Source organism: Bacteroides oleiciplenus YIT 12058 (assembly GCF_000315485.1).
Lineage (GTDB): Bacteria > Bacteroidota > Bacteroidia > Bacteroidales > Bacteroidaceae > Bacteroides > Bacteroides oleiciplenus.
In genome coordinates, this window is sequence record NZ_JH992944.1 from 37,285 (window position 1) to 63,580 (window position 26,296).

The 26,296-nt window shown below is 51.8% G+C and carries 20 protein-coding genes; 17 read left to right on the plus strand and 3 right to left on the minus strand.

Going from position 1 to position 26,296, the window contains the following annotated elements:
• The first annotated feature begins 25 nt into the window (after nucleotides 1–25).
• From HMPREF9447_RS19835 to HMPREF9447_RS19915, 16 genes are all read left to right on the plus strand, one after another.
• The gene (locus HMPREF9447_RS19835; RefSeq protein WP_009131567.1) at nucleotides 26–466 is read left to right on the plus strand and encodes a DUF1896 family protein; all 441 of its coding nucleotides are present in this window, start codon (nucleotides 26–28) and stop codon (nucleotides 464–466) included.
• On the plus strand, nucleotides 456–6,329 hold the full coding sequence (locus HMPREF9447_RS19840) for an N-6 DNA methylase (RefSeq protein WP_009131568.1): 5,874 nt from the start codon (nucleotides 456–458) through the stop codon (nucleotides 6,327–6,329). Before HMPREF9447_RS19835 ends, HMPREF9447_RS19840 begins: the two co-directional genes overlap by 11 nt.
• 210 nt (nucleotides 6,330–6,539) lie before the next feature.
• A complete protein-coding gene (locus HMPREF9447_RS19845) occupies nucleotides 6,540–7,652 on the plus strand; it encodes a tyrosine-type recombinase/integrase (protein ID WP_009131569.1) in 1,113 nt (370 codons plus the stop codon).
• Nucleotides 7,653–8,062: 410 nt separating this feature from the next.
• Nucleotides 8,063–8,434 carry a hypothetical protein gene (locus HMPREF9447_RS19850; RefSeq protein ID WP_009131570.1) on the plus strand — a complete coding sequence of 124 codons (372 nt, stop codon included), beginning with the start codon at nucleotides 8,063–8,065 and terminating at the stop codon, nucleotides 8,432–8,434.
• Between the two features lie 21 nt (nucleotides 8,435–8,455).
• Nucleotides 8,456–9,763, plus strand: coding sequence for a DUF3575 domain-containing protein (locus HMPREF9447_RS19855; protein WP_009131571.1), 1,308 nt, complete (start codon nucleotides 8,456–8,458; stop codon nucleotides 9,761–9,763).
• Complete coding sequence (locus tag HMPREF9447_RS19860) at nucleotides 9,760–10,860, plus strand: DUF5119 domain-containing protein (RefSeq protein WP_009131572.1); 1,101 nt, start codon at nucleotides 9,760–9,762, stop codon at nucleotides 10,858–10,860. Before HMPREF9447_RS19855 ends, HMPREF9447_RS19860 begins: the two co-directional genes overlap by 4 nt.
• Before the next feature lie 87 nt (nucleotides 10,861–10,947).
• Nucleotides 10,948–12,246: a fimbrillin family protein gene (locus HMPREF9447_RS19865; RefSeq protein WP_009131573.1), complete on the plus strand. Its 1,299-nt coding sequence runs from the start codon at nucleotides 10,948–10,950 to the stop codon at nucleotides 12,244–12,246.
• A 3-nt stretch (nucleotides 12,247–12,249) separates the two neighbouring features.
• The gene (locus tag HMPREF9447_RS28840) at nucleotides 12,250–12,621 is read left to right on the plus strand and encodes an HU family DNA-binding protein (protein ID WP_052315217.1); all 372 of its coding nucleotides are present in this window, start codon (nucleotides 12,250–12,252) and stop codon (nucleotides 12,619–12,621) included.
• A gap of 172 nt (nucleotides 12,622–12,793) precedes the next feature.
• Nucleotides 12,794–14,695 (plus strand): fimbrillin family protein, encoded by a 1,902-nt coding sequence (locus tag HMPREF9447_RS19875; protein ID WP_081589797.1) that lies wholly within the window; start codon nucleotides 12,794–12,796, stop codon nucleotides 14,693–14,695.
• Nucleotides 14,696–14,959: 264 nt separating this feature from the next.
• A complete protein-coding gene (locus tag HMPREF9447_RS19885; RefSeq protein ID WP_009131575.1) occupies nucleotides 14,960–17,389 on the plus strand; it encodes an ATP-binding response regulator in 2,430 nt (809 codons plus the stop codon).
• Nucleotides 17,386–18,681, plus strand: a complete 1,296-nt coding sequence (locus HMPREF9447_RS19890) for a sigma-54-dependent transcriptional regulator (RefSeq protein WP_009131576.1) — start codon at nucleotides 17,386–17,388, stop codon at nucleotides 18,679–18,681. Before HMPREF9447_RS19885 ends, HMPREF9447_RS19890 begins: the two co-directional genes overlap by 4 nt.
• Before the next feature lie 324 nt (nucleotides 18,682–19,005).
• The gene (locus HMPREF9447_RS19895; RefSeq protein ID WP_009131577.1) at nucleotides 19,006–19,407 is read left to right on the plus strand and encodes a hypothetical protein; all 402 of its coding nucleotides are present in this window, start codon (nucleotides 19,006–19,008) and stop codon (nucleotides 19,405–19,407) included.
• Between the two features lie 217 nt (nucleotides 19,408–19,624).
• Entirely contained in the window at nucleotides 19,625–20,245 is a 621-nt protein-coding gene (locus tag HMPREF9447_RS19900; protein WP_044138487.1) for an RteC domain-containing protein, read from the plus strand.
• Between the two features lie 85 nt (nucleotides 20,246–20,330).
• Nucleotides 20,331–20,810: a Panacea domain-containing protein gene (locus tag HMPREF9447_RS19905; RefSeq protein WP_009131579.1), complete on the plus strand. Its 480-nt coding sequence runs from the start codon at nucleotides 20,331–20,333 to the stop codon at nucleotides 20,808–20,810.
• Complete coding sequence (locus HMPREF9447_RS19910) at nucleotides 20,779–21,534, plus strand: BTB/POZ domain-containing protein (protein ID WP_009131580.1); 756 nt, start codon at nucleotides 20,779–20,781, stop codon at nucleotides 21,532–21,534. Before HMPREF9447_RS19905 ends, HMPREF9447_RS19910 begins: the two co-directional genes overlap by 32 nt.
• 40 nt (nucleotides 21,535–21,574) lie before the next feature.
• The gene (locus tag HMPREF9447_RS19915; protein WP_009131581.1) at nucleotides 21,575–21,958 is read left to right on the plus strand and encodes a hypothetical protein; all 384 of its coding nucleotides are present in this window, start codon (nucleotides 21,575–21,577) and stop codon (nucleotides 21,956–21,958) included.
• Between the two features lie 76 nt (nucleotides 21,959–22,034).
• Here HMPREF9447_RS19915 and mobC read toward each other — a convergent pair whose 3' ends face one another.
• The 3 genes from mobC to mobA are packed head-to-tail and all read right to left on the minus strand — an operon-like array spanning nucleotide 22,035 to nucleotide 25,713.
• Nucleotides 22,035–24,047, minus strand: a complete 2,013-nt coding sequence (gene mobC / locus HMPREF9447_RS19920; protein ID WP_009131582.1) for a conjugal transfer protein MobC — start codon at nucleotides 24,045–24,047, stop codon at nucleotides 22,035–22,037.
• Between the two features lie 11 nt (nucleotides 24,048–24,058).
• The gene (mobB, locus tag HMPREF9447_RS19925) at nucleotides 24,059–25,309 is read right to left on the minus strand and encodes a conjugal transfer protein MobB (RefSeq protein WP_009131583.1); all 1,251 of its coding nucleotides are present in this window, start codon (nucleotides 25,307–25,309) and stop codon (nucleotides 24,059–24,061) included.
• Nucleotides 25,288–25,713 (minus strand): conjugal transfer protein MobA, encoded by a 426-nt coding sequence (gene mobA, locus HMPREF9447_RS19930; protein WP_009131584.1) that lies wholly within the window; start codon nucleotides 25,711–25,713, stop codon nucleotides 25,288–25,290. The genes mobB and mobA overlap by 22 nt, the downstream gene beginning before the upstream one ends.
• A gap of 292 nt (nucleotides 25,714–26,005) precedes the next feature.
• Between mobA and HMPREF9447_RS28560 the strand changes: the two genes are divergently transcribed.
• Nucleotides 26,006–26,191 (plus strand): hypothetical protein, encoded by a 186-nt coding sequence (locus HMPREF9447_RS28560; protein WP_148374857.1) that lies wholly within the window; start codon nucleotides 26,006–26,008, stop codon nucleotides 26,189–26,191.
• The last annotated feature ends 105 nt before the right edge of the window (nucleotides 26,192–26,296 follow it).

Genomic DNA, 26,296 nt, shown 5'->3' on the forward strand with positions numbered 1-26,296 from the left:
TCCAAACCACTAAATCCAACATTATATGAATGTAAAAGACAAGCCCACGGAGTTGTCCTATTACGGGCTGTACCTGCTGAACTACCTGAAAGAAAGCCATCCCGACAAGGCGGAGGATGCCGGATTTGTCGCACAGCGCGCGGACGATGCCGCCGGAGTGTACGAACAGTCGCGTCGCGAAGGCTACCCGCCGGAAGGTGCGCACGAGCTGGCGATGGCATCCCTGCTGAAAGACCTCCATTTCTCCAAGTACGACACGCTGCGCGATGTGCTAGCCACCGAATTTGAGGGTGAAATCAGCGAAGCGGATATTCCTGCCGCCGTGGACAAGCTGCTTCCCCTGCTCGACAATGTATTTTCCATTTACTCACTGACGGACGAGTTCGCCCAATCGTCCGGCTATGACCTGCTCTACACCGAGCTGACCGGTGTGGTAGCCCTCTATCTCGAAGAATATGGCATTTAACCGCAAAGCCAAGTTACGGGACAACATCGAGGCGATACGGACGGCATTTGCATTGGAAAAGGCAGGCAGGGCGGCTGCTCCCGCAGAACGGGAGGTGCTGGAACGCTACTGCGGTTTCGGAGGGTTGAAGTGCATCCTCAACCCTGCGGGCGAACTGACCGATGCCGTCCATTGGGCGAAGAGCGACCTCGACCTGTTTCCCCTGACGGTGGAGCTTCACCGTCTGATCCGTGAGAACAGCAGGGACGAACGGGAATACAAAGACTACGTCAGTTCCCTGAAAAGTTCCGTGCTGACGGCATTTTATACACCGCCGGAGATTGTTGCCGCCATTGCCGATGTGCTGCATGAGAACCATGTCACCCCCGAACATATCCTTGACCCGTCGGCGGGGCAAGGAGCTTTCATTTCCGCCTTCAGCCGGAACGCGCCAAAAACGGAAACAATGGCGTTTGAAAAAGACCGGCTTACGGGCAAGATACTCTCATTGCTCCATCCCGGAGATAAAATACGGATGGAGGGATTCGAGAAAATGGAGCAACCGTTCAACGGGCATTTCGATGTGGTGTCCTCCAATATCCCTTTCGGAGATATGAAGGTGTTCGACCCTGCATTTTCAAACAGCAAGGATGCCGCCCGTCAGCAGGCATCGCAAAGCATCCACAATTATTTCTTCCTGAAAGGTGTCGATGCGCTCCGTGAAGGCGGTGTGTTGGCTTTCATCACGTCGCAAGGTGTGCTTAACTCCCCGCAGAACGAGAACATACGCCGTTATCTGGTGGAACATTGCGACCTCGTGTCATCCGTCCGCCTGCCCAACAACCTTTTCACCGGCTATGCGGGAACGGAAGTAGGCAGTGACCTGATTGTCTTGCAGAAAAACTCAAACAAGCAGGTCATCTCCCGACGGGAGGAAGCCTTCATCCGGACGGAAAAGCAACCGGACGGAACTTGGCAGAACCTGAACCTGCTGCATAGTGGAAATATCGTCCATACCTCGGCAAAGGTGGACACCGACCCCTACGGCAAACCTGCCGTCATTTACAATTTTGAGGGCAGTATGGAGGAAATGGCTGCCAAATTGAGGTTCTTCCTTATACAAGACGTGTGGGAGCACCTCAGTTATGACCTGTACCATAACCATGCCTTGCAGAAAGAAAATTCCCAAAAACAGAACCCCGGCAGGGAACAGCCACAGCCACAAACGGGAGAACAGCCACAAACGCCCTTGCAGGAACAGACGGCAACCTCTTTGGCGGCAAACACCGGACAGGAGGACACCGGAGGGAAGAACGCCGCACCTGTAATGTCGCTGTATGACCTGTTCGGCTTCACCGAAGCGGAACGGAAGCAGGCGCAAAGCGGCGTGAAAGCAAAGAAAAAGATTTCCAAGCGACCGAAAAAGGCGGCTCCCGTACAGAAAAGCCTTTTCGGGCAGCCGGAAAAGAAGCCGGAAGAGAAGCGGCAGGAAGCGGTAACGGAAAAGCCTGCGGTGCAAACCAATCCCGAAGAGGTGTACGCCGCCATCAATTGGGAGAACAACCCGCCCATCAACGGTTTCTACGAAACCATGATGAACCTGACTCCCGAACGGCGGGCGCAGCTACGGCAGAAAGCCGAAGTACACCGTGAGGCGAAAGCCACAAGAGAAGCTGCTCCCGGACAATGGGACGGACAAAGAAGCGGACAAGGTAACGAGCAACGGAACGGGCAAGGAAACGGAACGGGGCAGCCTACGGACAAGGAAACGCTATCGAAAGTACCTCCCGTCAGGCGGACCGGTAAACAGACCGGGACAGACTTCGGCGAAAGACCCGCCTATCCTGTATTCAACGCCGTTGAAGAGGACATGAACCGCCGCATAGCGGAGGTGGAAAGCCGGATACAGGCGGAAGAAGCTGCCCTGACGGAAGAACAGCGACAGCAGAAAAGGGAGGAAGAGATGCAACCGCGCCCGTTCTCCCGTCCATTGGAACGCCATCTGCGTGAAGGCTCGCTGGTGAGGGAATATACCGCCGGAACCCGCTACCAGATAGGCGTGCTGAAAGGCGTGACCCGTTACGGGGCTACCTTCCAGCCGCTCGACTTGGATGACAGGCAAAAAGAGAAGGCACTCCTTTACATCAGCCTGCGTGACGCCTACCAACGGCTTTATACCAGCGAAGCGGAAAAGCGGGAAGAGAACAAGGACTGGCGCAGCCACCTGAACACCCATTATGACGAGTTCCTCATGCGTTACGGCCACCTGAACGCCAGGCAGAACGTGCAACTCGTGCTTATGGACGCTTCGGGGCGTGACGCGCTCGCACTGGAACGGGAGGAAAACGGGCAGTTCCTCAAAGCGGATATTTTCGACCGCCCCGTGTCGTTTGCCACCCAAGAGCTGACGCATACCGGCACGCCCGAAGAGGCATTGTCCGCCTCGCTGAACAAGTTCGGAAAGGTGGATCTGCCCTATATGCAGTCGCTCACAGGCAGCAGTGCCGAAGAATTGACCGATGCCCTGAAAGGACGCATCTACTTCAATCCCCTGCAGGACGGCTACGAGATAAGGGACCGCTTCATCGCCGGAAACGTCGTGCAGAAAACAGAGGATATGGTCCGGTGGATGAAGGACAACGAAGCGGAAGGCAGGGAAAACCCGATGAGACAGGCGGCGGAAGAGTCGCTTGCCGCCCTGCGGGATGCGATGCCCCGCCCGATAACCTTCGACGAGCTGGACTTCAATTTCGGCGAACGCTGGATACCGACCGGAATCTACTCGGCCTATATGTCGATGCTGTACGGCACGGCGGTAAAGATAGGCTACTCGGAGAGTCTGGACGAATTTTCCGCCCACTGCGCCTCCACCAACGCCAAGATTACCGAGCAATATGCCGTCAAGGGGTACTACAAGAAGTATGACGGCATGAACCTGCTGAAACACGCCCTGCACAACACCGTGCCGGACATGATGAAGAGCATCGGCAAGGATGCAAACAACAACGACATCAAGGTGCGCGACAGCGAGGGCATACAGCTTGCCAACAGCAAGATTGACGAGATACGCGGCGGCTTCACCGACTGGCTGGAAGCGCAGTCGCCGGAGTTCAAGCAGCGGCTCGCCGACCTGTACAACCGCAAGTTCAACTGCTACGTGCGACCGAGGTATGACGGCTCGCACCAGACCTTCCCCGGCCTCGACCTGAAAGGGCTGGAACGGAAGTACGGCATCAAGGATATATACGGCAGCCAGAAGGACTGCGTATGGATGGCGCTGCTGAACGGGGGCGCGATTTGCGACCACGAGGTGGGCACGGGCAAAACCCTGATAATGTGCATCATCGCCCATGAAATGAAACGGCTGGGGCTGGCGCACAAACCGATTATCACGGGGTTGAAAGCGAATGTGGCGGAGATAGCGGAGTGCTACCGCACGGCATACCCCCATGCCCGCATCCTCTACGCTTCGGAGAAGGATTTCTCCACACAGAACCGTGTGAAGTTCTTCAACAATATCAAGAACAACGACTATGACTGTATCATCATGTCGCACGACCAGTTCGGCAAGATACCGCAGTCGCCCGAAATGCAGGAACGTATCCTGCAAGCGGAACTGGACACCGTGGAAGAGAATCTGGAAGTGATGCGTAAGCAGGGCAAGGACGTGTCGCGCGGGATGCTGAGAGGGCTGGAAGTGCGCAAGTACAACCTTGAAGCAAAGCTGGAAAAGGTGGAATATGCCATCCGAACGCGCACGGACGACGTGGCGGACTTCGGGCAGATGGGCATCGACCATATCCTGCTGGACGAGAGCCACCAGATGAAGAACCTTACATTCAACACCCGGCACGACCGTGTGGCGGGGCTGGGAAACAGCGAGGGGAGCCAGAAAGCCCTGAACATGCTGTTCGCCATCCGTACCATACAGGAACGGTCGGGAAAGGATTTGGGGGCGACGTTCCTTTCCGGTACGACCATCTCCAACTCCCTGACGGAACTGTACCTGCTGTTCAAGTACCTGCGCCCGAAGGAACTGGAACGGCAGGACATCCGCTGCTTCGACGCATGGGCTGCCATCTTCGCCAAGAAGACGACCGACTTCGAGTTCAACGTGACCAACAACGTGGTGCAGAAGGAACGCTTCCGCTACTTCATCAAAGTGCCGGAGCTGGCGGCGTTCTACAACGAGATTACCGATTACCGCACGGCTCAGGACGTGGGCGTGGACCGACCGGAGAAGAACGAGATACTCTACGACATCGACCCCACGCCACAGCAGGAGGAGTTTATAGAAAAGCTCATGGAGTTCGCCCGGACGGGTGACGCCACGATATTGGGACGTGAAAAGCTATCCGACTCGGAAGAGAAGGCGAAGATGCTCATTGCCACCGATTACGCCCGCAAGATGGCACTCGATATGCGCATGATTGCCCCGGACAAGTACGAAGACCACCCGGACAACAAGGCGAGCCATTGCGCCCGGAAGATAGCGGAATACTACCATAAATTCGACGCACAGAAAGGCACACAGTTCGTCTTTTCGGATCTGGGCACGTACCATGCCGGAGAATGGAACGTGTACAGCGAGATAAAGCGCAAGCTCATGGAAGACCACGGTATCCCCGCCGGTGAGATACGCTTCATTCAGGAGTGCAAGACGGAGAAGGCACGCAAGGCGGTGATAGACGCCATGAACGAGGGGAAAGTGCGTGTGTTGTTCGGCTCCACGAGTATGCTCGGCACGGGGGTGAACGCACAGAAAAGGGCGGTGGCGGTGCATCATCTTGACACACCGTGGCGGCCGTCCGACCTGCAACAGCGGGACGGGCGGGCGGTGCGCAAGGGCAATGAAATTGCCAAACTCTTTGCCGATAACAAGGTGGACATCATCATCTATGCCACCAAGAAAACGCTGGACAGCTACAAGTTCAACCTGCTGCATTGCAAGCAGACCTTCATCTCGCAGCTCAAAAGCGGTGCGATGGGTGCGCGTACCATCGACGAGGGGGCTGCGGACGAGAAAAGCGGCATGAACTTCTCGGAGTACATGGCTATCCTTTCGGGCAACACCGACCTGCTGGACAAGGCGAAACTCGACAAGAAGATAGCGGCTCTGGAAAGCGAACGCAAGACTTTCGGCAAGTCGAGGAATGAGGCGGAAAACACGCTGCGCTCGAAAACGGCGGAGATAGCGAACAACCAAGCGGTGATAGCCAACATGAGCGCCGATTACGAAGCCTTCAACAGCCGTATGCAGACTGACGGGGACGGCAGACGGCTGAACCCGCTCCGTCTGGACGACTTCAAACCCACGGACGAGAAGAGCATCGGGGCACGGTTGCAGGAAATAGCGAAGAACGCCACCACGGGCGGCGCTTACCAGCGCATCGGCGAGCTGTACGGCTTCCCCGTTAAGGTAATGAGCGAAACCGCCCTGAAAGACGGACTGGCATTTATTCAGAACAAGTTCGTGATTGAAGGGAACTATAAATACACCTACAATAACGGTGCAGTGGCGATGGCAGACACCAAAGCCGCCGCCATGAACTTCTTCAATGCGATGGAAAAAATACCCGGCACTATCGAACAATACAGGGAGAAGAATTTCGCCTTGGAGAAGGACCTGCCCGTCCTGCAGGAAATGGCGGGAAAGACATGGAAGAAGGAAGAGGAACTGAAACGGTTGAAGACGGAAGCGGCGGCACTGGACCGCAAGATACAGCTTGAACTGACACCGCCCACGCCACCGGCACAGCAGGAAAAGGAGGTGACGACGGAAATGCCGCATCCGGCAGTTTCGCCACCCTCTTTTTCGGAACGTGTGCCTGTTGCCACGCTGACAGAAGAAAGGAAGGAACAAGGCAGGGGGATGAAAATGTAAAAAAGGTGACGGTAGTTTCAGACAGACTACCGTCACTTTTTTTGTATGGCTGCCTCTTTGTATCGCCGTCTTTTTATATCATTGCCGGACAAATATCCTTTCGTGTTCTTTATAACTTCCTCACATACTTTACTTTGCATCCCTAAACTTTCCCGTCGGCGCGGCTGTTTCAGGGCATACGCAGGATGCGGAACTAAAAATCAGAGTATTATGGATGGAAAAGAAAAGAATGGAGAGGTGGCGGCAGCCATGAAAATACCGGATTTGACATCTTATATGCAGGCGGTGATTGAACAGTTGGAAGCGGACAAAAAGCGTTCGGCGGTACACACATACACGTATGCGCTGAAATCCGTTACGGAGTTTTACGGAGGTGAAGGCACACCGATGCCGGTGGATGAAGTCTTTACTCCGGGCAGGTTGAAGGAGTATGAGGAATGGATGAAGCTGGAAGGAATGAGAAAGAAAAACGGAGAGCCGAAAGGATTGAGTTTGAATACTATCTCGACCTATATGCGGAACCTGAAAGCGGTGTACAACCGGCTTGCCGATGAAAAGGTGCTGCCCTATCAGTCGAAGCTGTTTGATGATGTCTATACGAAAGTGGAGTCGCAGACCAAGCGGGCACTGGAGGCGGAACAGATGAGCACGCTGCTACACGCCGATATGGAGGAACTGCCCAAAGGCGTGCGGTGCGCACTGGCTTATTTCGTGCTGATGTTCCTGTTCCGGGGGATGCCATTCATCGACCTTGCCTACCTGCGCAAGCAGGATGTGAAAGGGAAATGTATCGTATATAGCCGCCACAAGACGGGACGGCAGATGACAGTGCGCATCCCCAAAGAAGCGGAAGAACTGATGGAAGAGTTCAGAAATAAGAATACCGGTTCCATCTACCTGTTCCCGATTCTGGATGAAGAAAACGGGAAAGGAGGATGGAGTAAAAGAGATGGACAAGGCAGGAAGGACGGGCAAGGTGGAGATAACGGGAGAGATAGAAGCAGCGGGAAGGTGAAGAAAGACAAGGAGCTGTATATGGACTACCTTCGGGCGCTCCGCAACTTCAACCTGAAACTGGGAAAGATAGCGGCGTTGCTGCTGCCCGGCGTGAAACTCAGCTCGTACACGCCCCGGCATACATGGGCGACGCTGGCATTTCATTCCGGCGTAAGCATCGGCATCATCTGCAAGGCATTGGGACACTCGTCCATCAAGGTGACGGAAACCTACCTGAAACCTTTCGAGAATGAAAAGGTGGATGCAGCCAATGACGAACTGATAATCTCGGTTACAGCCTGTAACGGGGAAAAGAAAGTAGCATGAAAATGCCGTGTAACGGCTGCTCCGGTAGGGGAAGAATTACTTACCAAGTAATGGATGAGTTGAACGGCAAAGGTCTAAATTTCCCTTCATAAATCCAAATAAAAGTATAAATATCTGTGTTAATCTTTTCATCCTAATCTATTTAAAGGCACACTACACGAGAAAAACACATATTGCCCCGGCGTGTATTCTGAAAAACACACAAAGCCTCCATCCATTTCTGACCCTTCAAAAGCGGAGTGTATCTTTTTACGCTTTATTTGACAGTAAAACGTCTTCTCTGATAAATAATTGATGAAAAAGCTCCTTTTTTCATCCCGGAAGAGAAAGCACCGTCCGTTACTTGGTAAGTAATTCAGGCGGGTATTTCCGTTACTTGGTAAGTAACGGCTATCAAAACAAAAGCATACATGTTGTCTATACGTACACAAACAGCCATTGCCGTGCTGCACGACATTGCCTTGGGCAATAACCTGCAATCGGCTAATTTCCTCCATTCGGAAGAAGAATGGAAAGATTTGTTCGACAAACTGGAACAGGGACGGATTGTCCGCTGCCTGCCGGACCGAGAGTCAGGTAAACTCACTTCGTATGCCTTGTGTCGTCCGCTGCCGGAAGTATCCTTGCTGGATGTGCTTCAGGCATTGAATGAACCCATCCGTTGCAATATGCCCACCCCGGAAGATTTTTATATCCGACATAGCCAGATAGCCAATAAGGTCGGCATTTTCAATGAAGTGGCACGTACGTTTCTGGCGGATATTAAAATAGCTGACTGGTAAAACCCTGCAATCAGCCAAGATATGAATTACCTGCCTATTATATATGCAAGACGCATCGCCCTCAGCCTCGGACTGTTGCTGGGAGTACTGCCGGGCGTGCAGTCACAGGAGAACAGCCACGGTCCGGATGTGCCCGGCAAGCCGATGGTGCTCTACTTCCGCTTTGACAAGGCGGTGGTGGATAAGGGCTATATGGACAATGACCGTACCCTCCGCCATCTGGAAGAACTGCTTTCCGACCGGAGCCTGACGGGGCGGATTGACTCCATCAACATCCTTTCCTTCGCTTCACCCGATGGCGACCGGAAGTACAACGAGCGTCTGGCACAGCAACGCTCCACCGCCGTAAAAGGCTATCTGGTATGGAAATACCCGCATCTCGACCAGTACCGCATCCACCCCCGCCCGCAGGGCGAGAACTGGCAGGAACTGCGCCGGCTGATAGCCGGAGACAGGAGCCTCCCCAACCGGGAAGAGGTGCTGCAAACCATCGACCGCAACCCGGACAGCGACCGCTGCAAGACGTTGCTCAGGAAGCTGGACGGCGGAAATTCCTACCGCTACATACAGGGACGGTTGCTGCGCTACCTGCGTAACGCCGCCGTGTGCATAGTGTGGGTCAGACCGGACAGCCTGCCCGCCTTGCCCAAACCTGTCCGCCCGAACCGGGACCGTCAGCAAACACAAACAGGCACCGCCACAACATCAAGCGTATCACACACAACAGGAAACAACACGCTCCCCCTCTTCCCGCAAGGAACCCCGGCGGCGGCATCTTGCCGCCGTCCGCTGTTCGCCGTAAAAACCAACCTGCTGTTCGATGCGGCACTGATGCCGAACATAGAAATCGAAGTGCCCATCGGCAAACGCTGGTCGGTGAACGGCGAATACATGTTCCCGTGGTGGCTGCTGGACGGCGACAAATACTCCTTGCAGATATTGATGGGCGGACTGGAAGGCCGCTATTGGCTGGGCAGCCGGGAAAACCGGATGAACCGGGAAGTGCTGACCGGGCATTTTCTCGGACTATATGCCGGAGGCGGCAAGTACGACCTGCAATGGAAGGAGAACGGCTATCAGGGCGAGTTCTTCATCGCCGCAGGCATCAGCTACGGGTATGCCCACGAGATAGCCCGCAACCTGCGGCTGGAATACAATATCGGTATCGGACTGCTCCGCACCGACTACCGGCACTACCATGCCCGCGACAACTACCAGACCCTGCTCTGGCAGGAGAACGGGAAATATACATGGTTCGGTCCTACGAAAGTGAAAATCTCGCTGGTGTGGCTGCTGAACCGCAAGGTGAAGAAAGGAGGCGGAAGATGAATACAATTAATCAGTTGATGGAGAAGCAAGAAGACAAGGGGCTACGCTATGCACGCTTTGTTTTCAGACAAAAGAACATAAGAACCTGTTTTTCTTTATCTATCCTTTTGTTCTTATGTCTGGCTCTCTCCGGTTGCGACCGCCGCGAACTGACCTATTACGAATCAGCGGAAATCACCCTTACCGTCGATTGGAGCAAGTCCGGACTGGCAGGCGAGGAAGGAGCCGCCCGCGGTGCTACCGCCGTATTCTACCCCACGGATGGCGGCGAACCCCAAATCTTCCTGATGGGCAACTACTCGCACGAAGCCGTGCGCCTGCCGGAAGGGGTTTACAACGTCATCCTCTTCAACCGCTCGTTTACCGATTTCAGCAACATCGCTTTCCGGGGCAACGACGGCTACGAAACGCTGGAAGCCTACAACAAGCACATAGAAACCCGCACGGACGGCGAGGGTGAAACCCGTACCGTCACCGGCTCCCCCGAAAAGCTCGCCTCGGCATCCGTGGAAGGTTTCAGGGTGACGGAGGACATGCTGGGCAACTACAGCCAGACCACTTACGGCAAATCGGGGTATGCCGCCTCGGCAGGCGACGACCGCTGCTCCCTGCACCTCGTGCCGGAGAAACGGACGTGCGAGGTGATAGCCGTCATTCGTGTGGAAGGGCTGAACAACGTCCGCTCCGCCACCTGCCGGCTGGACGGCATCGCGGAGTCCGTCTTCCTTGCCACGGGCAGGGTGTCGGGGCAGAGCGTGTCGCAGGAGTTCCCGCTCGCCCACCCGGTGTACGACGAAGGCTCGCCCTTCAACGGCACGCTGACGGGCACGTTCAACGTGTTCGGCATCGACTTCACCGATACCCACCGCCTGTATCTGGAAGCGAAGCTGGTGGACGGAAAGACCGTTTTCACGGGCGACTATGACGACGTGAAAGTGACACAGAAGGACAACGGAGAGGGAATCATCACCATCTACGTGGAAGCCGTGACCGGTAAAATCCCCGATGTGGAGCCCGAAGGCGGTGGCGGTTCGGGATTCGACGTGGACGTGGGCGGCTGGGGCGACGAGGTGAATACGGACGTGCCGCTTGAATGACCGGCTTTCCGGTGGTCAATGATAAAAGGTGAATGGACAGGACAAGAGATTAATTAACAATAAAGAATAATTTAAAAATTGAAGAAGATGAAAACTATCAATGTAATGATGGCCTCGTTTGCCGCCCTGCTCATAGCGGGCTGCTCGCAGAATGAAGTGACGGAAGTCAGCCCGGACGCTCATCCGCAGATGAAGTTCGGAGTGTACACAGGAACCCCTACCCGTGGGGTGGACACGGACAATACCAGTATCAAGGATGACCCTACCGATGCCAATAAGTACGGCGGCTTCGGCATCATGGGATATTACACGGGCGGCAAGACATGGGAAGAAGCCAAAGCATCGACCGCCCCCGGCTTCATGCACAACCAGATGGTGAAATGGGACGGAACGCTGAACAGCAATACGGGCGGATGGACATACGAGCCCGTCAAGTACTGGCCCAACAACAAGAACGACAAAATTTCCTTCTTTGCCTACGCCCCGTTTGAAGACAAGTGGAGTTCGGGAGATAAAACGGGCGTGACCGTCTGTGATGCCACCACACAAGGCATTCCCTATATCAAATTCAAAATGAAGGAAGGCGACGAGCTGCCCAAAATGGTGGACCTCGTGGTTGCCAGCGCTACTGACAAGACTTACGACAACAGCAAGAGTGGAGTCACCTTCAATTTCGAGCATACGCTCTCGCGCATCTCATTCCAGGCAAAACTGGGTGACGGTATATACAGTTCCTTGGATGGTACGGACGGTTTTGTCTTTATTACCGAGATGTGGATTGTAGGAAGCAACCACGGTACGACGGCAGCAGAGGGCAATATGTCGCTCATCGACGCTTCAGCGCAGAGCAATCCCAATTCCAAATTCTACACCACCGCCACCTGGAAGGAACTGCACTGGAATTACGGGACAACCGGAGCTACTCCCGAAGCAATCATTCCTGCGAAGGATTTCAACCTGAAACCCATGCTGAAAAAAACAGATGGCAGCATCACGGAATCGAACCCGACTACCGGTCACAGCACGACAGTTTCGGGCGTGAAAATTACCGATGCCTCGCAAGGCACTCCTGTTTCCCTGTTCCCCGACAAGCAGTATCTCTACCTGATTCCCGTAGGCGATAATGGAGCCGACGCGACTAAAAGCGGCTGCGCCGTGGGAGATATATGGTTCGGGTTCCATTACGACATCGTCACTCCGGACAAAACTCATAGTAACCAGTACATTGCCAGCCACGCGGAATCTGTAGTGAAAATTCCGGCAGGACATTTGCAACGCAAAAAGACCTACCAGTACACGCTCGTCATCAACCTGCACGAAATCACGATTGCGGATGCCAAGGTAGGTGACTGGGGAACTGAAGTGACCGAGTCTCCGGTAGAATAAACCGTGACGGTACTCCGTAAAGATACGAACAGAAATTATTTTTTCCCGTCCCCCCCGCAGGAAGCCTCCGTAGAGGGGTCGACTGCAAACCGGCTTTGCGATACCCCCAAGCAAGGACGCGGCAGACACCTGCTGGGAGTGACCCGAAAAAAACAATCGGAATATGGGATTCTACAAAAAAGAAAAAGAGAAAATCAATGGAAAGTGGTATCCGCGTTCCATACCGCCAACTGCGCTGGACACGGTGTAGCCACCGAAGCGGAAGTTTCCGCCAAGCAAATCACTGGCATGCGCATGCGCTTCATCCCCGAAAAGCACCAGAACAGCAGTAACCAAATCACCACCCGCTCCCTCGTCTCCGAAAACATCTTCTGAGAGGAATGGGGCGGAAAACCACCGAAAAGGACGGTGACGATGCGGTAGATCTCACGGAAGCTCCCAACCTAATATTGTAGGACAACAGGGGAAAATTCAAGGCGGGACGGGGTTGAATGTCCCCATCCGGTCACATCTGTTTAATGAGAATAAAAAATATAAATTTACTGTTATGATAAGAAAACGCGTCTGTTTATCAACCAATAAAGTTAAGATTTCCTGCCTTGCATTCCTTGTTTTATTTGCATGCGCTTGTAGTAAAAATGAAAACATGCCCGCTCCGGGAGGCAGCGGTGTGCCCATATCTTTCACTGGTGGCAAAAGCACGACGCGTGTTTCACAGATAACCACCACAGATAACATGGACAATATGGCAATGTTCGCTTTCTCCGCCTCCGATGGACATTTGAATGAGGCAACATCCACACCCGATTTCATGTACAACAAGGAGGTGAAGAAACTGGGCAATGCATGGACATATTATCCCGTCATGTTCTGGCCGTCTGAGCCTTATACGGTTTCCTTCTTTGCCATAAGTCCCATCCCTTCGTCCGCAAACGGTATTAGCGTACTTACAAGCGCAACGGATGCGGGTTATCCAGTTTTTGAGGTGGCACCTCCCGTCAAAGCTTCACAGCAGGTTGACTTGTGTGTAACGTCACCGGTACTTAATGCTACGTATGCCGATCCGGACGGAGATGGAAACAGCACCAATGACACCGACGGAACTGTACCTTTAAACTTTAAGCACGCAATGGCAAAGGTCAACTTCAAAGCCCGCTACACCACAGAAAGCGGAAAAGATGTTGACTTACGGATGGACATGATAGAAATGAAGGGTGTAACAGGAAACGGTAGATTGAAATTTACTCAAGACGGTTATCAATGGACTATTCCTGCAGGCAGCAGTATCGCAGATTATAAGCTTGAATCTTCAAATGACGATTTCGTAAATACTCCTATATTGAAAGAAGGTGCTGAGGGTGACGACCTCATATCGTCCACGACAGGTACGCTATGCCTTGTGCCCCAGACAGTACCTGCGGGAGCCACTATCCATATCAAGACGACAACAGAAGGACTGGGCGACCTGAGCGTTCTTTTGTTTTCCGCACCGTTGACCGGTACATGGAATGCCGGCGAGACATATAGCTACAGTTTTAAAATAAATAATAAGTCAGCCAAACCCGGTTCCAAATGGGAATTTACATATAGCGGTGCTTCCAAGAGATTTATTGTACCCGTGAGCGGTAAATATAAAATAGAAATCTGGGGAAATCAGGGAGGAAGAACCGGAAAAACCGAATACTTGGGTGGCAAAGGCGGATATACGGCAGGCGAGATTGAACTGACTGCCAGAGATATCTTAAAAATATATGTCGGGCAATGGGATTATAGCCATAATTATGTAGAAGGCTGGAATGGCGGCGGAAAAGCGGGCGGATATAATTACTGTTCTCCCGGTGCGGGTTCCATTGATGTGAGATTCGTGAACATTGAAAATAAGCTTGGTTTTAATGTCGTTGATATAGCTACGGATGAAAACCCCTTTTTGGGCTTAACGGGTAATGAAGATACCGACCCGAGAATCATAGTAGGAGGTGGCGGAGGAGGCAATGGCTCTAATGACAATAGTTTTCACTCTTTTAGTTATGGTGGTTACGCCGGAGGTCTTGAAGGTGTAAAAGCTACATATAACGGTGCCGAAGATGGCGGCAGTGGTGGAACACAGACTGCAGGAGGTCTTTCTGACAGGGGGAATTATGGATATACTATAGACTTGACCGATGGTTCTGCCGGTCGTGGAGGCAACACCGGTAAAAAAAGTAATAACGATGGTTCATCCTCCGGTGGTGGTGGTGGCGGCTGGTTTGGCGGTGGTTGCGGCTCTTGGTATGCTAAAACAAGAGGTTCCGGTGGAGGTGGTGGTTCAAGCCATATAAACAGTAAGTTATTTACCAACCCTGTATATAAAGCCGGTAATGAAGAGTTCTTGGCACCAGATGGTGTCACCACCGAAATAGGCCATAGCGGCGCAGGCATGGTAAGAATCACTCTTTTGGAAATACCATAATATAAACAAATACTTTCAGGTTCTTAAAATGGTAGACAGCTTGGTGACGGGGGATGTGTCATCCGGCGTTCACCGAAGAACAAAACGAAAAACCGCTGGGATAACGGGAGGAAAACATACAATAAAAATAAACTTAGTTCGGGGGAGAGAGAGGAGTTTCGACGGCTATCTCCATCTTCTAAAAATCAAAGATAAGTTTGCATTCGGGCATAGACATCCTGACGACAATCAGAGAAACGAATGGAACAATAAAACGAACTTTTGATGATACAGGCAAGATTGAAATTGGAGATTATCATCGGATACCTGATATGGGTATCCTTTTTTGTCCTGATAATCCATATTTTCCATGACAGTTGGCAAAAGAAAAGCGTCATGGAACAACAGGAAGCCCACTGGCAGGGGGAAAGGCAACAGACCAATCAGGCTTTCCTCTGCCTGCTGGACCTTGCCTCCACCGGAGAGCTGATTGCCGGATGGACGGAGGAAGACTACGCCGCCTATCAAGAGAAAAGGTTGGCAACGGTCACACTGTTGCAAAACCTGAAAGCCGAACAGGAAGACAGCCTGCAACGGGCGTGCATTGACTCGGTGTGTAATCTGTTGATAGAAAAAGAGACACAAATGGCTGCCCTGCTGCAACTGTTGGAAAATATGCCGGATGCCGGGGAAATCGTTCATCGGAAAATACCTGTTATGGTGTCGCAAAGTAAAATGCAGGCTACCAGACCGGAAGACACCCCCGTTGTCGAAACCGGTGAGAAGAAGAAAAAGAACTTTTGGAGCCTGTTCCGCAAGCAGGAAAAGAAATCGGCTTATGCCCGGCAACGGGAAGAAGCACGGAAAGAATCCGTCCCTGCCATCACTTCCGGTACGGGAACAGTCGATGCCGTAGTGAAACCTTCGGCATTGCTATACTCCATAGAAAAAGAAATAGACAACGCCACCCGCAACTACGAGGAAACCTTGTCCGCCAAAATGGACAGCCTGAGGATGAACAACCGTATATTGAACAGACACATCAACCTACTGGTGCAGCACTTCGAGCAGAAGGAACGAGAAACCTTCTGTCGGGAAATACGCTGGCAACAGGAAACACGCAATGATACCTTCCGGCTGATAGCAGGGATCGGCATCGGGGCATCCGTGCTGGTTATCCTGCTGTATATGGTGATACACAGGGACGTGAACCGGCAGCACAAGATACGCACGAAACTGGAAGAGTCGAACCGGAGGAATGAAGAGCTGCTCCGCGCCCAGAAGAACATGATGCTGACCGTGAGCCACGACCTGCGCTCCCCACTTACCGCCATTACCGGCTACGCCGAACTGATAGCCCGTGAACGCCGGAAAGAGAAACGCATCCGGTACGGCGAAACCATCCGCCAATCGGCGGAAAGGATGCTGCACCTACTCAATGCCCTGCTGCGTTTCTACCGGCTGGACACAGGGAAAGAACAGCCCAATCCCGTTCACTTCCGACCGAAAGCACTGGCGGAAAGCCTTGTACCCAACTACACCTTACAGGCAGAAAACAAACAGCTTGCCTTCACATGGGAATACATCGGTGATGATGTGGTAGTGACCGGCGACCGCGAACGGTTGTCGCAAATCATCGACAACCTGCTCTCCAATGCCGTGAAATTCACACAGGCAGGAGCCGTCAGCCTGCGGCTGCACTACCGTGACGCCCTGCTCACCATTGAAGTGAAGGACACCGGAACGGGAATGACCGACCGGCAACTGCAACGGATTTTCCAACCGTTTGAACGGCTGGGCAATGCCGGAGAGCAGGAAGGTTTCGGACTCGGTCTGGCTATCACGCTGGGGACCGCCGGACTGCTGGGAGGCAGCATACGGGTGGAGAGCGAGAAAGGGAAAGGCAGCGTCTTCACCGTATGCGTACCCCTCCCCGTCACGGACGAACAGCACCCCATGCCTCCACCCCACGCACCGTACGCCCTTCCTGACAACCTGCGCATCGCAGTGGTGGACGACGACCCCGTGCTGCTGGCTATGACAACGGACATGCTTACGCGCAATGATATATCCTGTGACGGATGCCGGAACGTGCATGATTTGATGGAGCTGCTGCGCAAACACTCCTACGACCTGCTGATAACCGACCTGAGGATGCCGGACATGGACGGCTACCAACTGCTGGAACTGTTGCGCCGTTCCAACGTGGGCAACTCGAAAACAATCCCCGTGCTTGCCGCCACCGCCCGCGCCGACCGGAACACGGAAGCGTTCACCGAGGCGGGGTTTGCCGGATGCCTGTACAAACCGTTCTCGCAGACCGAACTGCTGACCGCCGTGCAGGACTGCGTCCGCAACAAACAACAAATCCCGGCATCTGTAAAAGCAGACTTCTCCGCCCTGCTTTCCGGCGAACGGAACAACAGGGAAATGCTGGAACTGCTCGCCGATGAAACAAGCAAGAACATGGTAGCCCTTGAAGCGTGCATCGGGAACGGTGACCTGCAACGGGTGTCCTTCCTCACGCACCACCTGCTGCCACTGGGCGAGCTTGTGCGTGAGTACAGCTCGCTGAAAAGCCTGCAACGGCTGTTGGATGCCTCGCCCAGCACGATGGACGGGGAAATGGTACAGGCTATCCGCAAGGTGGTGGAGGAAGGAAACTCCGTCATCTGCCAAGCCCTCGCCCTGATAGAAGAGCAAAAAGAAGAATGAACAACAAGATACTGATTATAGAGGATAACCCCGTACTCAGCCGGGTGCTGTGCAACTGGCTGGAACGGAAGGGATGGCAGACAGAACAGACCACGTCCGCCATACAAGCCCGGCGGATGCTCGCCTCCACGGATGCCGGTGTCATCCTTTCGGACATACGCCTGCCCGACGGTGACGGGGTGGAGATACTGGAATGGATGAACAGGGAGCAAATCCGCATCCCGTTCGTCGTCATGACGGAATACGCGGAGGTAGGCTCCGCCGTGCGTGCCATGAAGCTGGGAGCCAAGGACTACCTGCCCAAGCCGGTCGTCCCCGAAAAGCTGTATGCCATCCTGAACGGGTTGTTTCAACAACAGCCACAGGGACAGAAGACTATCTTCCACAGGGAGAGCAAACGGATGAAGGAAGCGGAACGTCAGGCGAAACTGGTTGCCGCCACGGATTTGTCCGTGCTTGTCCGCGGGGAGAACGGAACGGGAAAGGAATACATCGCCCACCTGATACACTCCCTCAGCCGGCGGGCGGAACAGCCCTTTGTCCCTGTGGATTGCGGCGCATTACCGAAAGAATTAGCCGCATCGGAACTGTTCGGACACGTCCGGGGAGCCTTCACCGGAGCGACGGACCACAAGACCGGACTGCTGAACGAAGCGGAAGGCGGCACGCTGTTTCTGGACGAGATAGGCAACCTTTCCTACGAGGTGCAAGCCCTGCTGCTGCGCGTATTGCAGGAACGCCGCTACCGTCAGGTGGGCGGCAGGCGTGAAACGGCAGCGGATGTGCGCATCATCGCCGCCACGAACGAAAATCTGGAACATGCCATACAGGAAGGACGGTTCCGGGAAGACCTGTACCACCGGCTGAACGAGTTTACGATTCCGGTTCCTACGCTGGCGGAGTGCAGGGAAGACATCCTGCCGCTGGCGGAATTTTTCAGGGAACGGGACAACCTGCGGTTCGGAAAGGAAACGACCGGTTTCGATGCGGAAGCCTGCAAAGCCCTGCAAAACCATCACTGGACGGGAAATGTGAGGGAACTGAAAAACTGCATCCAACAAGCCGTCCTGCTGGCTGAGGGGGACACCATCGGCGTGCGGGACCTGAACCTGCAAGCGTCTGAAAAGGCGTGCAGCTTCGCCCTGAAAGCAGAAAACGAGGAACGGAAACGGATAATGAAAGCCCTGGAAGCAGCGGGGAACAACAAGGCGCTGGCAGCCGTGCTGCTTCAAATCAGCCGTCCCACCTTGTATGAGAAGATGAAAAAATACGGGATAGAAACGGAAAAATAACTGTTTGTTAGAAAGATTGGAGGGAAAGATGTACCTTTGAAAGCTGAAATAGAAAGACTTGGCGGGAAACCCGGTTTCCCGTTATAGATAATACATAAGTTCGCAAGACGTTCCAAGCAAAATCTGGTAAATTGAGCAAAGTAAGAACTGATTGCGTGAGGCTTATGCTATGTCGTTACATAGCGTGGGCTCACGTATATTCTTACTTGGGCTTACCAGAGCCTTGCTTGGAGTAGCGTGAGTGCCACGCTACTTTTTTCAGACCTCTTGGAACATTCCTTTGAATTTACACGTTTCACAGTACCCCAAACAAGAGGTTCACCCATGAAGATACAAATCGCAGCCATCTTATCCGCTGACGGCTACCTGTGGGAAAAAGCAGGTGGCGCACCTTCCGCGTTCCATTCCGGCAAATACGGTACGGAACGGTTGGAAGAATATACATTGCCGTTATCCCCGTACAGTTCCCTGATTGAATTGCTGGATGAAAGGCGGCAAGGCAGGGACGTGAGTTATCTTGCCGAAGCCACGCCCGAAACAATGGAGCTGATAAGAGGTCTGCTGCTCTACCGGCTGGCGGATGAGATAATTCTCTATGTATTGCCACACAAACAGGAGAAAGGAATATGCTTTGCCGAACCCACTGCCTTGTTCGGGTGGGAATTGGCAGAAGAGCGTCCGTTGAAAGACGGCATCCGGCGGAAAACGTACCGCAGGAAAGGATAAGAAAGTGTAAGATTGCTTTACAGTGTGTAAGATAATCTTACACTTTATTACGGGTTTGGAACGGACATTGAAAATATTTCTAACAGTATATCGTTGAAAATCAATCCGTTCTTTTTCCGTGTTGCATTTTTTACAGCCGGGAGGTACAGGGTTTGCCCTTTGTTTACTGTGCGCACACAGATAAAACGAAGTATAACAAACCCAAACTGAAAAGAGTATGGACTATCTTATCCTGACGGAGACTGAATTTTTCCACCAAATAACCGACAATAAAGAGTGTTGCAACATGGAAACGGCATACAATGAATTTGTGAAAGAAGTATTCCGGCTGTGCAGCGGATGCCGTGACCTGCTCACGGTATTCTTCACGGCTGCCTATACGGAAACCGAATTGCAATACCTTTGCGAACAGACGGAACCCGATACGGGCGAGAACAGAAAAGCGTTCTATATCCGCAAAGCCTTGTCGCTGCTGCGCAAGACCTTGAAACGCTTCCAATCCCAAGTGCCACCACTAACATCCACCTTAGAGAACCCATTGAAAGAAACATCCACCCCGACACCCTTCCTGCGCTGGACGGGAAACGCCGTAGATTTGGTAGAGGTGATTTACGGACTGGACGAGATGGGCTGTATCAACAACGGGGACGTTCCTCTGGGCGAGCTTGCCGCCTTCTTCTATACCCTGCTGGGCGTGGAGTCCAAAGAGTGTTACCGTTTCTACACGGACATCAAGCACCGCAAGAACGAGAGCCGGACGTATTTCATGGATAAAATGCGGGAACGGCTGAATGAACGGATGCGAAGGGATGACGAGAAGGAGGTGCAGCGGAGATGATGCTTAAAATACATAAATTCAGCTATTTATTTTGTCTGTCTCAATATTCTATTTATCTTTGCGTATCGAATTAAAATGAATAAAGATGAACTCAATACATGATATTGCAGATTATATTATTTCACGAGTAAAATCTGAGGATAATAGTGCTTCTTTAATTAACTTAAAGTTGCAGAAGCTATTGTATTATGTACAAGCATGGTCTTATGGCATCAATAAGAAGCCAATGTTTACCGGAGAATTTGAGGCATGGATTCATGGTCCGGTTAACCGTAGTATTTATGACCGTTTTAATGCAACAAAATATCTCTATTCTGAAATCAATCTGGACGATTGCATTAATAAGGATGTTGCTTTATCACCGGAAGATGCAGAGTTCGTGGACTTCATCTTGGAGAATTACCTTAAATACAGCGGTGCTGAATTGGAAAGATTGTCACATTCAGAAACACCTTGGGTTAAGACAAGAGGGGATTTAGGGAATAATGAACGATGTGATAACATTATTTCTTCAAGACTAATGGAAGAATTTTATGGAAAAAAATGGGAAGAAATTAACGCTTAATGCTGATAAACCCAAGTTTGGTAGTAAGGCATTAGTATCTTCCGAGCAAGAGAAAATAATAGAGAGAAGGAAAATTACTTTTTCCTTCTCTTATTTTAAGCAAATATCCAACTTTGGCGTTGGAGGATGTTCTCCTAAATGGTATGTCAGCTTTTTGGATAGAATGTCCGTATTAGGCACAATGACACCACAAGAAGTATTGGAAGTAAATCGTGGAAGTGATGCCCTTCGTTGCCATCCGATTGACTGGAATGCACAAAATATACCTATCCAAAGAGATGATTTGGATTGGTTGCCTGAAAATATATTAAAGAATGAAGCTGAATTTCCAATCATGCAATTCTCCATATCTACGGGGACAGGACGAATAGTAGGCTTTTTTGATAGGGATTCTTCCGTTTTCCATGTCGTTTTATTAGACCCCAATCATAATATACAACCTTCCAAGAAAACCAATTATCAGATTCAACCCACTACACAGGGAATATCACAATATGACGAATTACTGAATAAATTGGAAAATATAAAGAAAATTGTACAGGATTGTAAAGATAAAAATTGCAAATTACATGCGCATTTAAAAATGATAGAAGGTTTGCATGATAATATCGTGTATGTAGGCATTGATGAAGATTTCTACGCTACTTACCAAGAAATACTTCAAGTACATTCCTTGCAAGAAATTCTGGAACAGGGAATTTTGGAATTTGCAGACAGCAATTAATTATATTATTAAACTAATTTTCATTTCAAAGCGCATAATAGTGAAAAGGAAAAAACAGCAAGGGAGTCCCTACAACCTGTTTCCCGAACATAATCCCTATGAGTTTGCATACGAACCGGACGACTGCGACTGTATGCCGGAGATGATTGCCGAAAGGAAGAGCTTCAAGAAGCTGGGCAGGGACGAAAAAGCAGTCATAAAGGACTTTATCGTGGATGCCGTTACGACGTATTGGCATGAGAAACGGCAGATACCTGTGGGGGAAAGTCTGGCAGCCATCAGGAAAACGCTGGCACAGCTTTATCTGGAAGAGTACCGCGTCATACTGAAAGACGATACGGAGTTGAAGAACTACCTGCGCGACAATGCCCTGTCCACTATAAACAAGCTGCTGAAAGCGGAGAAACAGGAAGAACGGAAATAATAATCCGGTCATCAGACATGATACAGAAGAAATGACGGTCAAGGCTATAACAACCCTGACCGTCATTTCTGTTTGTTTACCCTTTGTTCTGCAACAGGTGTTTCAGGTTCTCATCACCGGCGATGCGTTCCAGTTCGTCGGTAACTATCTGTTTCACTTCCGACTTGATACGGTTGTAGTTCTCCTGTATCATTTCCTTCATGCAGTCCTTGCCGTTCTCGTCGGTAAAGTCCGTAATGATGGGAATAGGCTTGTAAGCCTTCGTTTCCGCATCGACTTTGGCACTATCCACCACAATCTCCGCATGGAAGATTTTCTGCTCGATGCGCTCGGTGAAGTTGTCGGACACCGAACCGACGAACATTCCCTGTGTCAGACCGGAAATCTTGCTGGGCGGGATAAGGCTGTCCATCTGCGTGTTGATGGAGGTGGATTTGTCCTGCCGGTTGATGGTGATGCTCTGCCGCTTCTGCAACACCTTTCCGAAGCGTTCGCTCAATGTTTTGGCGGTTTCGCCTACCACCTGACCGGAGAAGATATTGCCGACCGTATTCATCACGACCTTCGCCTCCTTGTCGCCATAGTCGCGGACCAACTGACTAAAATCCTGAAAGCCCAAACAGACGGCTACCTTATTGGAACGGGCGGTTGCAATCAGATTGTCCAGTCCCTTGAAGTAAATGGTGGGAAGCTCGTCGATGATAACCGATGATTTGAGCATCCCTTTCTTGTTGATGAGCTTGACAATACGGCTGTTATACAATCCGAGCGCTGCGCCGTAAATGGAAATTCGGTCGGGGTTGTTGCCCACGCAGAGAATTTTAGGCTCCTTCGGGTTGTTTATATCCAACGTGAACTCACTGTCCGACATCACCCAATAAAGCTGCGGTGAAATCAGTCGGGAAAGAGGAATTTTGGCGGATGCAATCTGCCCCATCAACTGCTCGGCTGCGCCTCCGAGCCATGCGTCCATGAAGGGAGAGAGGTAATTTTCCAGTTCGGGATAACTCGTAAGAATAGGGAAAATATCTTCATAGCGACGGTTCAAAAGTTCAATGGCATGGGGAAACGTGCAGTACCTGCCGTCCTTGTAGATGCGCAAATACCAGATGATGGCGGCAAAGAGGATAATGGGCGACTCCACAAAGAAGTCGCCCTGCTTCTGCACCCAACTCTTGTTTAAGTTAAGCATGATGGTGTACGCACTCTCGTAGGCATCGGTAATATCCTCCATGAAATCGGGATGTATGGGGTTACAACGGTGGCTGCGGCGCGGATCGTCAAAATTGATTACATAGAACTGCGGCTTGACCTTGTAACCGTCCAGATGATTGATTAAGTGGTTGTAGGCAATCATGGAAAGGTCGGGAAACTTGAAGTCATAACAGTACATTGCAAAGCCTTTCTCAACCTGCTGCTTGATAAAATTGTTTACAACCGCGTATGACTTCCCGCTACCCGGCGTGCCTAATACGATGGACGCACGAAAGACGTTTACCACGTTAATCCATCCGTCATTCCACTTTTTCCTGTAATAGAAACGGGTGGGCAGATTGACCGAATACTCGTTTTCTATCAGGCGTGTTTCCTGCTGGAAACTCTCGTTCTCGTTATTGAAAACATCGTCCATGAGGTTGTACTTCAACAGGCGGGACATCCACAGACCGGACATGAGCAGGCAGATATAGCCTGCGGTCATGGTGGCTATATAAAGTGCCGTGTCCGCCTCAATAGGTAACGGCAAGGCGAGCAGCCACCAGTTTAAAAAGAACAGTACGAAGCCTATGGCAAGCACCGCCCAAATTTTGCGCCATGTGATTTTTTCCTCCTTCACCCCGTGTGTTCCCAAACAGGAAAGCGCAAGCAGGACAAGGGCGAAGAGTTTCGTGTAGAGGATGGAGCCGAACAGTCCGGCGGTGCGGTGGAAGTTCATCAGTACCTTGTCCACCACGCCTATGTTCACGCCCCATAGCTGTATCGCTTCATAGCAATACCAATAGATATTGATTACTACTAACAGGATACTGACGGCACGCAGAAAATCCATGATTTTCGCCAGTGCCCTTAAATCGTCTTCTTGTTGTGACATACTTCTTTGAATTAAATTTTACGTTGGTTCTTCTTCTTTTTCTTACGTTTCAGCTCACGGGCGAAAGCGTCTTCGGCCGCATCGGTTCCGGATGAGCCGGAGGTGAACAAGCCGAGTGAGTTGTCCGGTTCCTCATAGCCGGAAACGGCGGTCTGCTGCGGCGCATCCTGCGCTGCGCTTTCCGCGGGAAGGGTGAACGGCAGAAGCTGTTCTCCGGCAAAGGGCAGCGTGAAATGCTCCTGCAAGGCGTTGGCGGAAAGCTCCTTTCCCATGCGGGAGCCGTTGAGTACGCATCCGGTACGGTGGTCGATGAAGGTCGCCCCGTAGATGCGCCCCGTGTCGGTTTCACGCAGCACGGTGTCGATACCTTTCTCTTTCAGCATTTTCACGAACTCGTCCCTGCGGAACGTGCGGTTCAGGACGGCAAGCACCGTCCGCTTTGTCGGTACGGTGAAGTCCTTCTCCTTGATTTGCTCTTTGGAGGTTATCAAGCGTTCCGCAATGGCTTCGTAGCCTGCGGATTTGCCGATACGGGAGGCTTTGAACGGGTTGCCCACCTTGCTGCCCTTGTCATCGGTTGCGGAATAGACCAGTCCGTGATACTCGCGTCCGTCCACTTCGCCACGGGCTTCTTCCACGGTGACGTTGTACAGGGAAAGCAGGGCGCGGTACTCGCCCATTGACTGGAAGCGGTAGGACACGGCAAGGGATTTGACCGTGCTGGCCACCTGCTTTTTTATGTCGCCTTTAGCCGTGTCCACCTTCTGCACGGGTTCCCGGCTGCTGCGCCGTGAGCGTTCCGCCGTGTGCAGCCCGTAGCGCTGTTCCATGTCACGGGTGATACGCTTGCTGCGGCGGAAGAGGTAGTCCTTGTTCAGCCGCTTGCCCTTCTCGTCCACGTTCAGCGACACGATGTGCAGGTGGTGGCGGTTGATGTCCTCATGTTTATAGACCATATAAGGCTGGTTGCCGTAGCCGAGCTTCTCCATGTACTCGTGTGCGAGGTTTTCCAGTTCCACGTCCGTGAGCTTGTCATCGGGATGCGGATTGAGGGAGATGTGGATAACGGTGTTGCGTGTACGCACGTGGGCGGGCATACAGTTCCGGAAGTCGTCCGCCGCCCGGCTTATGTCCACCTTTCCCGTACCCGCGTCAAAAATTCGGTTGGTGGCAAGGAGCTTGCCTTCGTCCTTGTTAATCTTCTCGCCGTTGTAGGCGAGCGCCCCGTAAAGGGAGTTGCCTACACTGATTTTTGCGACCATCGTTCTTCAAATTTTTGGGTGAGTGCGATGATTTGGCGGCTCAACTCTACCAGTTCCATTGTCTGCTTTTCCAGTTTGTAGAGCAATGCCATCGCCTTTTTCTCGGAAAAGCGGCTCTTCAATTCCTTTACGGTCTGGTTGTAGTTGTTGCCGACGGCGCGGTATTGTGCATGCAAAGCGGACAACTTGGTGTAATAGTCAAGCAAGGTCTTGTCGGTTTTCATCACGCGGAACGTGTCACCGAAGACACGTGCCTTGACGAAAACCGCCTTCGCATAGACGCCGGACTGTTCGTACATGGTGAGGAATTTCACCCATTCCTCATTGTCAAAACGCACCATCACGCAGTGCGTCTTGCGGCTCTCTTTGGGGTGTCTGCCCCATTTCGGTTTCTCTTCTTTCATAAAACTGTGGATTTTAGTGGTGTCGCAACAGCACCCACAGCAAAAAGCCAACGGCAGTTTTCTCAGGGCTCACGACTTCGGAGTGAAGCCCCGCCCCCTGCAAGGGCAAGGTGTTGTTTCGGGGAGTAACCCGGAACCCTTTGAGTTACTCAAAGGACACCTTGCTATGTTCTAATGAACATAAAAATCCGCCGTAGGACGGATTGGGGAGTAACCTTGTTACCACTGCCGCCGGGCATCTGCTTTGGACCCCGTCGCTTGGGGGCAAAGATAGAGGGATAAGCACAAAGGAATGAGGCACTTTACTGTGCCAATGACTGCCACTTGCTGCCACAAGCTGCCACTTACGGAGGAAGTGGTACAAGCTGTTGTTTTTCTGTTTTTATTTGCAGCATGTTTGATTGACAAGGCTATCTGTAAGACTATAAACCGTACTGTATGGAAGTCAGTAAACAGGTTAATCAATCAGCCGGTATAGCAATATATCAATATACTGATAATATAGTTTGTAAACAGATACCGTTATCAGCAGATTGATTAGCCGGTTTACAAGTTGTATCACTGGTCGTAAGATTAACAGGCA

Coding starts and splice junctions, on each gene's coding strand:
- HMPREF9447_RS19835 (WP_009131567.1), top strand. CDS start 26: ATGAATGTAAAAGACAAGCCCACGGAGTTGTCCTATTACGGGCTGTAC.
- HMPREF9447_RS19840 (WP_009131568.1), top strand. CDS start 456: ATGGCATTTAACCGCAAAGCCAAGTTACGGGACAACATCGAGGCGATA.
- HMPREF9447_RS19845 (WP_009131569.1), top strand. CDS start 6,540: ATGGATGGAAAAGAAAAGAATGGAGAGGTGGCGGCAGCCATGAAAATA.
- HMPREF9447_RS19850 (WP_009131570.1), top strand. CDS start 8,063: ATGTTGTCTATACGTACACAAACAGCCATTGCCGTGCTGCACGACATT.
- HMPREF9447_RS19855 (WP_009131571.1), top strand. CDS start 8,456: ATGAATTACCTGCCTATTATATATGCAAGACGCATCGCCCTCAGCCTC.
- HMPREF9447_RS19860 (WP_009131572.1), top strand. CDS start 9,760: ATGAATACAATTAATCAGTTGATGGAGAAGCAAGAAGACAAGGGGCTA.
- HMPREF9447_RS19865 (WP_009131573.1), top strand. CDS start 10,948: ATGAAAACTATCAATGTAATGATGGCCTCGTTTGCCGCCCTGCTCATA.
- HMPREF9447_RS19875 (WP_081589797.1), top strand. CDS start 12,794: ATGATAAGAAAACGCGTCTGTTTATCAACCAATAAAGTTAAGATTTCC.
- HMPREF9447_RS19885 (WP_009131575.1), top strand. CDS start 14,960: ATGATACAGGCAAGATTGAAATTGGAGATTATCATCGGATACCTGATA.
- HMPREF9447_RS19890 (WP_009131576.1), top strand. CDS start 17,386: ATGAACAACAAGATACTGATTATAGAGGATAACCCCGTACTCAGCCGG.
- HMPREF9447_RS19895 (WP_009131577.1), top strand. CDS start 19,006: ATGAAGATACAAATCGCAGCCATCTTATCCGCTGACGGCTACCTGTGG.
- HMPREF9447_RS19900 (WP_044138487.1), top strand. CDS start 19,625: ATGGACTATCTTATCCTGACGGAGACTGAATTTTTCCACCAAATAACC.
- HMPREF9447_RS19905 (WP_009131579.1), top strand. CDS start 20,331: ATGAACTCAATACATGATATTGCAGATTATATTATTTCACGAGTAAAA.
- HMPREF9447_RS19910 (WP_009131580.1), top strand. CDS start 20,779: ATGGAAAAAAATGGGAAGAAATTAACGCTTAATGCTGATAAACCCAAG.
- mobC (WP_009131582.1), bottom strand. CDS start 24,047: ATGTCACAACAAGAAGACGATTTAAGGGCACTGGCGAAAATCATGGAT.
- mobB (WP_009131583.1), bottom strand. CDS start 25,309: ATGGTCGCAAAAATCAGTGTAGGCAACTCCCTTTACGGGGCGCTCGCC.
- mobA (WP_009131584.1), bottom strand. CDS start 25,713: ATGAAAGAAGAGAAACCGAAATGGGGCAGACACCCCAAAGAGAGCCGC.
- HMPREF9447_RS28560 (WP_148374857.1), top strand. CDS start 26,006: ATGAGGCACTTTACTGTGCCAATGACTGCCACTTGCTGCCACAAGCTG.